Below are 12,649 nucleotides of genomic sequence, written 5' to 3'. Positions count from 1 at the left end.
TTTTACATTTTCCCAGTAAATACGTCAAAACTCGACTATATTTCCACGGTTACTTCTACCCCATAATGGTCTGATACAACTTCTCTGTTTTGCCCATTAAAGACCACTTTAGAAGAAGTGACCGAAGCAGGGGAGCTTGCTAGGATCAAATCAATCCGGAGATCCTGTTTGTTCTCATCCCAGCCAGCAATCTTACCTTCCACCGTCACTCCTGAATCCTTTTCAGAAGCCAGTAAATACGTATCGTGCAGACCGGCTGTAGAAGTCAGATATTCATAACCCTCACCCTTAATATGGGCGCTATTATTAAAATCCCCCATCAGGAAGAATGGTTCTGTTCCCTTTACTTTTTCAAGCAGCTGTTCCATCTGATACTTCGCAGGTTCCTCTTCATCACTCCACCAACCCAAGTGACAGGTATAAAAGGACAGCTCCTCCCCCTGCACTTCAACGGTCACACCGACAATTTTACGTGTTTTCCAAAAGTCCGTGTCCGTACTTTTAGATACAAAGAAGGAATGTGTCTTTTTAATAGGATGGCGAGTCAAAATTGCAAGGCCTTCCTCATACGTATCATACCCCATATGGGCGAAGTCCCAGACTAACTCGTAGTCTGACACTCCAAGCTTCTCAAGCTCCTGCTGTAAAACAAGGCCGAAGTTGTTTTGCTTAATATTACCCGTTACCACTTCGGCATCGATACTTTGGCTAACCTCTTGAAGAGCGATGACATCGTATGCTTGTTCCTTAATGGCTCTCGCGATATGCTGTATCTTTTCCATTTGGTTCTCTTCCTGCCAAGAGTGGCAGTTAAGGGTTAGTAGATTCATCGTTTATTACGCTCCCAACAAGTCTTGAATATCAGATTTGATTACATCTGCTTTTGGTCCGTAGATTGCTTGGACACCACGGTCTTTCACAATCAGTCCAAGTGCACCTTTTTCTTTCCATGCCGCTTCATTTGCAACTTTCTCTCTATCTTTTACTGTTACACGCAGACGAGTCATACATGCATCCACATCTTCAATATTTTCTGCTCCACCAAGCAATCCGATGATCGCAGGTGCCAAAGAATCAGCTTGAACACTTGCAGCCGCACCGTTACCAGCGCCTTCTTCTTGCTCAATATAGTTTCCGTTACGTCCCGGAGTAGGGAAATTGAATTTCTTGATCATGAAGTTCGCTACCGCAAAGTTCAATCCAAAGAATACTAGACATGCAATCACAAAGTTCACTAGATCTAACCATAAACCAGCTTTTACAATCATCGGTGTACGAGTCAGTAACTCGATAACTCCGAAAGCATGAACACGAATATCAATGATATCAACAATAGCGAAAGCAAGTCCTGTCATAATTGCATACATCACATATAACACAGGAGCAGCAAACATAAACATAAATTCGATTGGCTCAGTAACACCAGTCAAGAATACTGCAAGACCTGCAGATAAGAACATAGACTTGTACTTTTTACGCTTATCCTTGTCCACATTGCGATACATTGCATACGCAATACCAATCAATGCAGCACAAGAAAGAATCATTTGACCTACTTTAAAACGAGCAGGTACCACTTCGCGTAGCAGCGCTTCATAAGACTCTGTGTCACCAGCAGCAAGGAAGTTGTTCAGATCGGCAATCCAAGCTAACCATAATGGATCTTGACCCGCTACAACAGAACCAGCGCTGCCGCCAGTAAGAATCGTATAAGTTCCACCAAGTGACGTGTAGTTCATTGGTACCGTTAACATATGATGCAATCCGAAAGGTAATAATAGACGCTCCAACGCACCGAAAATGAATGGTGCAACGATTGGCGCGCTGTCTCTAGAAGAAGCGATCCAAACACCGAAATCGTTTAACAATCCTTGGATGAACGGCCAAACAACACTTAATACGATACCAGCGATTACAGATCCACCAATTACAACGAATGGTACGAAACGTTTACCATTAAAGAATGATAAGGAATCAGGTAATTTACTATAGTTATAAAATTTATTGAAAAGGTTAGCACCAAGGAAACCGGCAATGATACCAACGAACACTCCCATGTTTAATGCCGGCGCACCTAATACAGTAGTAAAGTAGTCACCAACAACAAGTTCTTGTCCAAAAAGAGTAGTGAAAGTAGCTTCAGGGTCTGCCACCATATCGTTGTTAACCCCAAAGATCGCCCCCGTGATACGGTTAATAAGTACGAATGCAATCAGTGCAGCGAAAGCTCCACCTGCACGTTCCTTAGCCCACGATCCACCAATGGCAACCGCAAACAATACATGTAAGTTGGTGATGATTCCCCAACCGATATCCTCCATTACTCTTGCAATCGTTTGCACAAGAGCTAAGTCTCCGCCAGTCATGCCGACCAACTTACCAAGAGAAATCATAATACCAGCAGCAGGCATAACCGCAACCACTACCAGTAAAGCTTTACCGAATTTCTGCCAGAAATCAAAAGACAAAAAGTTCTTCATTTTTAACAGCCTTCTTTCTATATAAGTTCTATTTTTTGTTGAAAACGAATTCATTTTAGTGTAAAACAGTGCACATCTGGTGCAACCGTTTGCATTTTCTTATTGTATGGGATGTTAAGAAACAATGCAAGCAGAAAATATTATTTTAATAAATTTTTAACAAACTAAATAGAGATGTAAGAATAAATAGAAGAATGCAACTTTGGGTGGAGGTATATACAGGTGGGGTGAAAACGAGTACACTGTTTCCGTAATGTATGAAGAAAAGGAGACTTGATATGAAAAAGTGGATTTTCTCTATGATACTTGTTTTAGTAATTGTGCTATCTGCATGCACAGAGGAAGCGAACAATGTGGACACTGCCGATTCCAAACAAGTTCCTGCTGACCAGAGCGGGGAGACGGTAACCGTCCTTATGAATATACAAATGGAAATGATTCAGACCATCCGCAAGCACCTTGAACCTGTAACATCTTATGAAATGTCAGATGGCGCTGGAGACCTTGAGGCGGCCGTGGAAGCTAGCAACCGTATTGCAAATGAACTTCGTGGCATTGAGATCCCTGAGAATTTGGATGAGGATCTTCAGGTCGATATGAAGGATTCCATTGAACTGTTGGCTTTATATTTTGAAGAACGTGCCGCATCATTGTCTGAAGGTTCAGATGGTGTAGAAGTGACAGCTGCATTGGAGAGTTTTCATCAGAAAATAGGAGAAACGTTTGAAGCAGAAGGCTTGCATGCTCCTAATTTCGAAAAGGATATACAATAATAGGTTTTAAGTGGACGCCTTCCTGGTTTGGGGGGCGTTTTTTGGTACCGTTAGCGCAAGTGGTCTTCTGTCAAGAAAGTGGACAACTTTTTAGAGAGAATCTTCTTATGTTTTTCAATATTGGTACAGCTTTACTTTTTAAAAAAGCTATTTTCCTCGTATCTAGTTTGTATCTTGTATGAAAGATCCCAAATAGAGAATTCTCAGTGTCCCGCAACTTGACATGGAGCCTCTGCGGGTATGACCTCGAGCCACAAAGCCACCTGGGTAGGAACCAGTGGCTCGCCAGGTAGGCTATCCTACCCGCCCCTCCATGTAAAGTTGCTAAGTGGGGTTACTCTTTATGCAGCTTCTTTATCTAGTACTTGTTTTTTCGTATTGCTTCGTTCGTATTCATTTGGTGATATATATCCTAGTTTAGAGTGACTTCTTCTTTCGTTATAAAAGCTCATAATATAGGTCCAAATTTCCTTCGTTGCTTCTTCTCGAGTTGCGAATTTTCTTCGATACACAAGCTCTTTTTTCAGAGTCGCAAAAAAGGACTCCATACATGCATTATCATAACAGTTTCCTTTTCGACTCATACTTATTTCCATGTTACATTCCTTCAAGCGTGCGATGTAATCACTGGAGGTATATTGGCTACCACGATCAGAATGGTGAATCAGGCCATAAGGAGGCTTTCTTTGATTTATAGCTCTGTTTAACGCTTGTAAAGGAAGCTCCTTTGTCATGGTTTTGTTCAAACTCCAACCAACAATTTTTCTAGAAAACAGGTCCATTACTGTAGCCAAATACAACCATCCTTTTAACGTCCAAATGTATGTGATATCTGTTACCCACACTTGATTAGGCTTTTCTGGATTAAACTCGCGATTAAGTAGATTCGGATAAATTGGCTGATTATGGTTGGAATCTGTCGTAACCACAAAACGTTGTTCCGGTATAGCACAAAGCCCCATTTCACGCATATATCTTCCGACGGTTTTCTCTGAAATCAGAAACCCATCTTTATACAATTCTCTCGTAATTCTAGGACTCCCATAGACTTCTTTATTCTGAAAGAATAGACCACGAATTTTTGCCATCATCCACGTTTTTCGTTTTTTTCTAGGGGACTCCTTTTTATTAATCCACTTGTAGTACCCACTCTTGGATACATTTAATACCGTGCACATCTTCACAATTCGAAACTCTTTCCGATGTTGAAAAATAAATCGGTAAATTACTTCTGGCTTTTCATGAAGATGTGCGCCGCCTTTTTTATGATTTCATTTTCCTCTTTCAATTCGTTTATTTGATCCAATAGTTCTTTTTCACGTTTTTTAAACTCGCTAGGAGTAATGTAACTCTCCCCAGCTTGCGTTTTCTTTCGATAAATGCTAACCCAACGTGATATGTTCTTTGGTGACAAGTCCATTTCTTTACTAATATCTGTTGCTTTATTTCCCTCTTCTACTACTAGCTTGGCAATGTATTCCTTGAATTCAGGGTCATATCTTTTACTCATCATGACACGCTCCGTTCCAGATACTTGTTTTTACAAGTCTCTCCAAACCGTGTCTACTTTATAGTCTAGACCCACAAGGGATCTTCATGGGGTCTATGAGGACCTGAGTGAGCAGGAAAAGTAATGAGAGAGGTCTTTATAAGGTGGATGAAGACCTCCGTGAGAGGATTTTAGGCTCAGAAGTGTCTTCATAAGGCGGATGAAGACCTCCGTGAGAGAATTTTAGGCTTGGAAGTGTCTTCATAAGGCGGATGAAGACCTCACTGAGTGGTTTACAAGCTCAAAAGTGTCTTCATCCCCGCGCCATCCACCCCAATCCCCTAAATAACTCCAAAACCACCAGTTCATTTTTCCTCCCCCAGCTAATAAGCTAGTAATATAACCAGAGTATTTAGCTATCCGAAAGACTTGTCCATTCCCAAGTTTCGTGATAGGATTAGTCTAGATAACAATAATTGAATAGTAAGTTTTCTTATCAAGAGAGGTGGAGGGACTGGCCCTGTGAAGCCCGGCAACCGTACAGTACGGACAACTGTATAGGTGCCAATTCCAGCAAGACAAACGTTCTTGGAAGATAAGTGGATGTTACGGGCTTGTACTCAAACTTCTTCTTATCGAAGGAGTTTTTTGTTTGTCTACATACACAAACATCAAAAGGGGGAAGCGTGAGATGAAGTTTGGATTTTGGTTGCCGATATTCGGCGGTTGGTTGCGAAATGTGGAGGATGAACAGATGCCTCCGACTTTTGACTATGCCAAAAAGGTAATTCAGCAGGCAGAACAGCTTGGGTTTGATACAACCTTAATTGCGGAGCTCTTCCTAAATGATATTAAAGGCCCGAAAGAGGACACATTGGAGGCTTGGTCTACTGCCGCAGCCTTGGCAGCAGTAACCGAAAAGATAGAAATAATGACGGCGATCAGGCCTGGATTTCATAACCCTGCTATTGCCGCGAAAGCAACAGCAAACATCGATCACATCAGCAACGGTCGATTCACCCTCAATGTCGTGTCGGCTTGGTGGGAAGAGGAGGCCCGTCAGTATGGCGGGATCTTTACCGAGCATGATGAGCGTTATGACCGCACGAAAGAGTTTATTGATGTTCTTAAAGGTTTATGGACAGAAGATTCTTTTACCTATGAGGGAAAATACTATCAGCTGAAAGAAACAAAACTCCACCCAAAACCGGTACAACGCCCTAATCCCATCCTTTATGCAGGCGGCGAAAGTCCGAAAGGGAAGGAAGTTATCTCCTCGCACTGTGATGCCTATGTCATGCACGGGGGCACGGTGGAGGAAGTGGCGGCGAAGATTAACGATATGAAAGAAAAGAGAGCCAAGACATCGAATCCTCCATTTCAATCGTTTGGGATGGCTGCCTATGTTATTTGCAGGGATACAGAAGAGGAAGCACAGGCAGAACTCGCCAGGATTACAGCTGTTAAAGAATCTGATGCGTATGCTGGATTTAAGGACTTCACAAGCAAATCACAGCTTGAACAACAAATACAACTGCAGGATTATTCTGTGTCAAATAGGGGATTGCGTCCAAATCTAATCGGTACGCCGGAGCAGATTGCTACTAGAATACAAGAATTCGAGAAAGCTGGCGTGGAATTATTGTTATTACAATTTTCCCCGCAGCTTGAAGAAATGGAGCGCTTCGCCAAAAAAGTGATGCCCCTAGTACATCCGCAACCAGAAGAGCTTGCCCAATCATAAAACCTAGCAGAGAATACACTACTATATATGCATAAAATGGAGGCAATCATCGTGGAAAAAATTTATATTATTCATGAAAATAAAGAGTGGACGACACATTTAACAACTAGATTGGAAGAGTTAGGTTTGCCATATGAAGAATGGCACTTAGATGAAGGAGTGGTACCTCTGACGGAAGAGCCACCTGAAGGCGTATTTTACAACAGAATGAGCGCTTCTTCTCATACAAGAGATCATCGTTTTGCACCTGAGTTAACAGGGGCTGTGCTTGCATGGCTCGAACACCATGGACGGAAAGTCCTGAATGGAAGTCGCGCTCTTCAGTTGGAACTAAGCAAGGTCAATCAGTATACGGCCCTTGAAAAAGCCGGAGTCAAGACACCAAAAACCATTGCGGCGGTAGGCAAAGAACATATCTTGCAGGCGGCAAAGCGAATTGGTTCTGACTCCTTTATTACCAAACATAATCGAGCAGGAAAAGGACTTGGGGTACAGCTATTCCATTCAACAGCTTCCCTTGAAGAATACTTGTTTGGACCAGATTTTGAAGAGCCGGTAGATGGAATCACGCTTATCCAGGAATACATTCAGGCACCAGAGCCTTTTATTACCCGTTGTGAGTTTATTGGCGGGAAATTTGTTTATGCGGTGCAGGTCGATACGTCAGAAGGCTTTGAGCTGTGCCCGGCCGATGCCTGCCAGATCGGGGACCTGTTTTGCCCGGTAGGAGAAGAAGTCGAAGAGAAGCCGAAATTCCGTATCGTGGAAGGCTTTGCCGACCCAATCATTGAAAAGTATGAACAGTTCCTGCAAGAAAACGAGATCCAGGTGGCAGGTATTGAATTTATCCGCAACAGTCAGGGTGAGATTTTCACCTATGATGTCAACACCAACACAAATTATAACGCTGACGCCGAAAAAGCTGCCGGAAAATACGGCATGCTGGAGCTAGCCAAACTACTCGGCAAAGAGCTAGAGGGATCTGTTAAACAACTGTAGAGTTTCGCTCCAGGTGTTCGCTTTCCGCGGGACGATGCTTGAGCCTCCTCACTTCGTTGCGGGGTCTCAACCAACCGTTATCCCCCGCAGGAGTCTCACACCTTGCGCTACACTCTACAGAGGGTTCCCACGAAAAAAGCTATCCGCAAGTCCCAACCGGACCCTACGGATAGCTTTTTTACATTCCACTATTAAAAGAAAAACACATGCGCCATCAGCGCGATAACAGGTAAAGTAATCAACGTACGTAAAATGTAGATCACGAACATCTCCCAAAGCGAGACAGGAACTTTAGAACCTAAAATCACGCCCCCTACTTCGGAGAGATAAATAAGCTGTGTAACAGAAACTGCCGCGACAACAAAACGAGTTAACTCACTTTGAATATCTGAAGCTAAAAGAGCTGGCAGGAACATGTCTGCAAAACCAACAATAAGGGATTCAGACGCTTTAGCCGCCTCTGGAATTTGCAGTAATTCTAACAACGGAATGAACGGCATTCCAAGGTAAACGAATAGGTCTGTGTTTTCGGCGAGTATCAAGGCAATAGTACCAAATGCCATAACAATCGGTGCGACACCCATCCACATATCAAGGACATTGCGTCCGCCGTCACGGAAAAACTTTCCTGCGCTTTTATTTTTTGCAGCGCGCTCTACCGCCTGAGTGTAGCCCCATTTTAACGGTGAATAGCCGGCAGGAATCAATTCTTTTTCATCCTGTTCGTCTCCGTTATAGTAAGTATCCGCCTTTCTGGACAAAGGAGGGATACGCGGCATGATAATGGCAGCTACAAGCCCGGCCACACCAATCGTGATGTAAAATGGGATGAACATCGACCCAAGTTTCACCTGCGTAATAACAACAAGACTGAATGTAATCGAAACGATTGAGAAAGTAGTAGCAATAACCGCTGCTTCTCTTTTCGTATAATAACCTTCTTCATATTGTTTACTTGTTAAAAGTACCCCGATTGTTCCATCTCCAAGCCATGAAGCTAAGGCATCAATAGAAGATCGACCCGGAAGTTTAAATAGTGGTCGCATAATTCTCGTCAATAGTGCGCCAAACAACTCCAACAGTCCAAAGTTTAATAACAACGGTAAAAATAATCCGGCAAAAAGGAATACAGTAAATAGCACTGGCAGCAAATCGTACAGAATAACAGAACCTGTAACGTCACTCCATACAACCTCTGGACCAAGTTCGAATAAGGTCATAATGGCCAAGACCATCGCTAGGACCCTTACAACCGTCCAGAAAATAGAGACGTTTAGTAAAGTGTTAAAGAATCCTTGGTTTTTTGTAAAAGCGGGTTTCGCCAGCTTTGTCACTACCGTTGCGATGGCAGTGATAGTAATAACCGCTGTCATAATGTAGGGAATGCTACTTCCTAAAAGGTCCCCTAACAACCCAGCTAGAATGGCGATTGGAATCGTTAATTCGTCATTGTACATAACAGGAAACATGAATAATAAAATACCGATAATAGAAGGTATGATGAATTTTAATTTATCTGCTGTTCTGAAAGATGAATGGTTTTTCAATATAATAATCTCCTTATGCGTAAATATGCAACGTTAGTTATTTTAATACATTTCTCGGACTTTTCAAAGGTAGTTACTGGAATTATGTATTATCTTTCACTTGGATACCCCTAAATTAGTGTTGGCAAACCTGGCTTACAGGCTTAATTAGCAAAATCCAAAATCTCCAACTCTTTATTTTTTCTAAGGTCAATAAAGTGGTCATCCACCTTGATTATCGGCAGATGCGGTTCATCAGAATGGATGAAAATAATTTCCGCAAGCTTTCCATTATTCAAAACGACCTCATCGCGAAGGTGATTGGAAAGAACATATCGGACAAAGGGATAAACGATGGCTGGATTCAATCTATTGTAATTTGCCTCTTGTATAAGAATTTTAGTAGTGGTAAAAATATTTTGCTTCGGTCGGTAGCTTCTTTCTGATGAAAGTGCGTCATACATATCCGCAACAGATAGGATCTGAACAAAGTATGGAATCTTCGAATGTTTGATTCCTGTTGGATAACCACTTCCGTCCAGGCGTTCATGATGCAGCAAGGCACCTTGCAGTATATGCGGATCGATGGTTCTGTTCTTTTTAAGCAAATCATATCCATAGGTGGTATGTTTTTGTATTTCCAGCCACTCTTTTTCCGTCAAGCGTCCTGGCTTTTGTAAAATGCTTTTGTCGATAAGTAACTTTCCGACATCGTGAAACATCCCCATTTGACCGAGTAAGCTGATGTTGCTTTTCTCAAGCCCTTGCAGCTTTCCGATTAAAGAAGAATAGATTCCCACATTCAAACTATGGGTATAGGTGTAATTGTCATAACTTTTCACTTGTTCTATGTAACGGGTGAAAACAGGATCGTCCACAAGCTTATCTATTAGCGGCGTCAACATTCCTAGAATTTCCTCTAGTGGAGGCAGCTGTTCCCCTTCAAGATTGGCAAATATGGATTGGAAAGTATGGATGCTCGACTCATACATATTTTTGACATGCTGAAAATACTCTTTAGATAAATGGTGGGGCTCGTCCAAAATAAAGGCCTGGTCAAAGTAGTAGGCATGCTTTTGCAGGCTTTCTACATGTTTTTCATTCAGGACCGTCCCTTTTTTCAACAAAAGATTCCCCGACAAAGAGTAAATATCATTTTTTAGAATTTTACCAATATGATTGGAGGAAATGTTCATAGAGTTCAACCTCACCTGATCGCGTGTAATACCTTTATTATAAGGGATTTACAGTATATAAAACAGGATTAATTATACTTTTCGAAATTTTTAGCAAAATGCTTTTGCAGTATAATGTTTGTAATACGAAGAAAGATTAACTAGGATAGGGTATATACAAAAAATCATACATATAAGAAGGTGAATTCACTTGGTAAAATGTATTGCCATAGATATGGACGGAACATTATTAAACAATAACCATGTAGTTAGTGAAGAGAACGCGGATGCAATTAAGCTTGCAAGGAACAATGGGGTGGAAGTGGTGATTGCCACCGGAAGATCCTACTCGGAAGCCAAGGATGTTTTGGCAGAAGCGGGGATACATACGCCGATTATCTGTGTAAACGGAGCCGAGGCACGTACGCCTGAAGGGGAAATCGTAGCGACAAATCCGATTAGCATGGACCTTGGAAGAGAGCTTGCGCGTATATTGGACAAGCATGAAATCTACTTTGAGATTTATACGCAGAACGGAACATTCTCAAAGGATTATGATAAGGCGATTGCCACCATAATGGATGTTTTCATGTCAGCAAGTGACGATAATGATTACGATAAAGTCTTAAAGGCGGCACAAGAAAGAATGGAAGATGGGAATGTGAAAATGGTAGACAGTTTTGAGCCTATTTTGCAGGATGAGTCTAAAGTTATCTACAAGCTTCTGGCATTCTCCATGGATAAAGAAAATTTGGAAGCGGCACGCGCTGAATTGCTGGATCTTGGCACGGTTGCGGTGAGTTCATCTGGTAAGGACAACTTGGAAATTACAAGTGTGGACGCTCAGAAGGGAATTGCATTGACTACGTTCACTCAAGAGCGAGGGATTTCGATGGAAGACACCATGGCAATTGGGGACAATTATAATGACGTGTCGATGTTAGTGCGTGTGGGCAGAGCCGTTGCGATGGGTAATGCACCGGATGGCGTGAAGGAGAAGGCGCATATGGTAACGGATACGAATGTAAATAGCGGTGTGGCGAAGGCAATCGTTGAGGCGCTGGCGAAGAGTGAGGTTGGATAAGTGAAACCGGGCGGCTTTAGGGCTACCCGGTTTTTTTATAAAAGAAAGGATAATTTATAGAACTGTTGATTTCCGTTCCAGGCGCTTCGCTTGCCTGCGGGCGGTCTGTGAGCCTCCTCACTCCGTTGCGGGGTCTCACCTGTCCCTTCCTCCCGCGGGCGTCTACGCGCCTTCCACTACAATCAACAAGGTTGTTTCATTCAACTAAGGTTAATGAAAACCTATTAACCCTAGGTAATAGAATTATCATTCTTTAAAGTAATTTTTAGCTGTGACTTGGAGCAAAAGGCGAAGACTCCTGAGGGAGATAGTGCTAGGTGGAGACCCCGCAGGCGAAAGCCGAGGAGGCTCCAGCAGCGCCCCTAGGAAAGCGAAGCCATTTGCGGAAAGGAACAGCGGCTTTAACCGGTTCTCAAAATCTTTTCTACTTATTCAAATTCTCCAGTTCGGTTACGATGGTTTGGAACTTTGATTCTGTTTCACGGATTAGTTTTTGCAGGTCGTCGGTAATGTGATTGACTCTTTGGGCTTCTTCTCGGATGTTATCTACATTTTCATTCACTTGATTGATGGATTTTGCGACATTGGCGGCCAATTTGCGGACTTCTTCCGCCACCACGCTGAAGCCTCTTCCATGTTCGCCTGCACGTGCAGCTTCAATCGCTGCATTTAATGCCAGGATGTTTGTTTGGGAAGAGATATTTTTAATGAGTTTGGAAACGTCGCTGATTAAGTCGGTTTGACTATTCAACGCTTGCAATGCTTCCAACTTTTCTTTGGAGTTATTGACAACTATGTTTACTAATTCAACAGGCATTTCTTTTAACTGAGACAATATTTGCAAGGAGTTGCTCTCCCGGTCTGTTATGTCGGTGGCTATTTTCAGGACAGCTTCTACTTGTCCTTCGTCATTTACAACAGGGATATACGTTGCTTCTAACCAAAGGATATTTCCGCGTCTATCCACTCTCTCAATTTTCTCTTGGAATTTGAGCCCTTTACTCAAATTTGTCCATAGTTCTTCGTATTCTCTACTATTTTTATATGCTGGCGTACAAAACTGTTTATGAGACATATTCTTCATTTCATAAGCAGAATAGCCCATTGCCTTTGCAAAATTATCGTTTACCCAAATAACCTCTTTATGTAAATTAAACTCTATCATGGCTAGATTTCTTTCAAGTGCGGCTAAAACGGATTTTTCCTCTAGTATTTGTGTACTCACATTAAAACTCGTTGTATTGCTTAACATGTATCAAGCCCCTCTGCAAAAAATTCCTTGTATTTCTATTTTAGAGTAAATTCTTTCCTTTTGCTAGGTAATAATGACTACCGATGTGCTGGTGTTTTTCTGCCATAATATCCCACAAACTCACCAT

General features: G+C 42.2%; 9 protein-coding genes, 1 pseudogene and 1 riboswitch. Of the genes and pseudogenes, 4 read left to right on the top strand and 6 right to left on the bottom strand.

Annotation, left to right across the window (positions count from 1 at the left end; translation table 11 throughout):
* Nucleotides 1–35: 35 nt before the first annotated feature.
* On the bottom strand, nucleotides 36–830 hold the full coding sequence (locus tag K7887_RS21165) for an endonuclease/exonuclease/phosphatase family protein (RefSeq protein ID WP_223491570.1): 795 nt from the start codon (nucleotides 828–830) through the stop codon (nucleotides 36–38).
* A 6-nt stretch (nucleotides 831–836) separates the two neighbouring features.
* Nucleotides 837–2,480, bottom strand: coding sequence for a PTS transporter subunit IIBC (locus K7887_RS21160; protein ID WP_223491569.1), 1,644 nt, complete (start codon nucleotides 2,478–2,480; stop codon nucleotides 837–839).
* 278 nt (nucleotides 2,481–2,758) lie between these two features.
* Here K7887_RS21160 and K7887_RS21155 point away from each other — a divergent pair, with 278 nt between their 5' ends.
* Entirely contained in the window at nucleotides 2,759–3,253 is a 495-nt protein-coding gene (locus K7887_RS21155) for a hypothetical protein (RefSeq protein ID WP_223491568.1), read from the top strand.
* A 341-nt stretch (nucleotides 3,254–3,594) separates the two neighbouring features.
* Here K7887_RS21155 and K7887_RS21150 read toward each other — a convergent pair.
* Nucleotides 3,595–4,763, bottom strand: a pseudogene (locus K7887_RS21150) (IS3 family transposase).
* Between the two features lie 469 nt (nucleotides 4,764–5,232).
* A riboswitch (SAM riboswitch) is annotated at nucleotides 5,233–5,344 on the top strand.
* Between the two features lie 89 nt (nucleotides 5,345–5,433).
* On the opposite strand from K7887_RS21150, the gene K7887_RS21140 reads away from it, so the two are divergent.
* Both K7887_RS21140 and K7887_RS21135 read left to right on the top strand, forming a co-directional pair.
* Nucleotides 5,434–6,486, top strand: a complete 1,053-nt coding sequence (locus tag K7887_RS21140; RefSeq protein WP_223491566.1) for an LLM class flavin-dependent oxidoreductase — start codon at nucleotides 5,434–5,436, stop codon at nucleotides 6,484–6,486.
* Between the two features lie 51 nt (nucleotides 6,487–6,537).
* Nucleotides 6,538–7,485, top strand: a complete 948-nt coding sequence (locus K7887_RS21135) for an ATP-grasp domain-containing protein (protein ID WP_223491565.1) — start codon at nucleotides 6,538–6,540, stop codon at nucleotides 7,483–7,485.
* A 191-nt stretch (nucleotides 7,486–7,676) separates the two neighbouring features.
* Here K7887_RS21135 and K7887_RS21130 read toward each other — a convergent pair whose 3' ends face one another.
* Both K7887_RS21130 and K7887_RS21125 read right to left on the bottom strand, forming a co-directional pair.
* On the bottom strand, nucleotides 7,677–9,032 hold the full coding sequence (locus K7887_RS21130) for a YjiH family protein (protein ID WP_223491564.1): 1,356 nt from the start codon (nucleotides 9,030–9,032) through the stop codon (nucleotides 7,677–7,679).
* Between the two features lie 143 nt (nucleotides 9,033–9,175).
* Nucleotides 9,176–10,135 carry an HD-GYP domain-containing protein gene (locus K7887_RS21125; RefSeq protein ID WP_223491563.1) on the bottom strand — a complete coding sequence of 320 codons (960 nt, stop codon included), beginning with the start codon at nucleotides 10,133–10,135 and terminating at the stop codon, nucleotides 9,176–9,178.
* A gap of 262 nt (nucleotides 10,136–10,397) precedes the next feature.
* On the opposite strand from K7887_RS21125, the gene K7887_RS21120 reads away from it, so the two are divergent.
* Nucleotides 10,398–11,270 (top strand): Cof-type HAD-IIB family hydrolase, encoded by an 873-nt coding sequence (locus K7887_RS21120; RefSeq protein WP_223491562.1) that lies wholly within the window; start codon nucleotides 10,398–10,400, stop codon nucleotides 11,268–11,270.
* A 424-nt stretch (nucleotides 11,271–11,694) separates the two neighbouring features.
* Here K7887_RS21120 and K7887_RS21115 read toward each other — a convergent pair whose 3' ends face one another.
* Nucleotides 11,695–12,522: a methyl-accepting chemotaxis protein gene (locus tag K7887_RS21115; protein WP_223491561.1), complete on the bottom strand. Its 828-nt coding sequence runs from the start codon at nucleotides 12,520–12,522 to the stop codon at nucleotides 11,695–11,697.
* Nucleotides 12,523–12,649: the final 127 nt, after the last annotated feature.

The sequence above is a fragment of the Sutcliffiella horikoshii genome (genome assembly GCF_019931755.1).
Lineage (GTDB): Bacteria > Bacillota > Bacilli > Bacillales > Bacillaceae_I > Sutcliffiella_A > Sutcliffiella_A horikoshii_E.
This window is presented reverse-complemented; position numbering and strand designations above follow the sequence as displayed.

What these genes read in the sequence shown, in the direction of transcription:
- K7887_RS21165 (WP_223491570.1), bottom strand. Translation starts at nt 830, where the DNA reads ATGAATCTACTAACCCTTAACTGCCACTCTTGGCAGGAAGAGAACCAA.
- K7887_RS21160 (WP_223491569.1), bottom strand. Translation starts at nt 2,480, where the DNA reads ATGAAGAACTTTTTGTCTTTTGATTTCTGGCAGAAATTCGGTAAAGCT.
- K7887_RS21155 (WP_223491568.1), top strand. Translation starts at nt 2,759, where the DNA reads ATGAAAAAGTGGATTTTCTCTATGATACTTGTTTTAGTAATTGTGCTA.
- K7887_RS21140 (WP_223491566.1), top strand. Translation starts at nt 5,434, where the DNA reads ATGAAGTTTGGATTTTGGTTGCCGATATTCGGCGGTTGGTTGCGAAAT.
- K7887_RS21115 (WP_223491561.1), bottom strand. Translation starts at nt 12,522, where the DNA reads ATGTTAAGCAATACAACGAGTTTTAATGTGAGTACACAAATACTAGAG.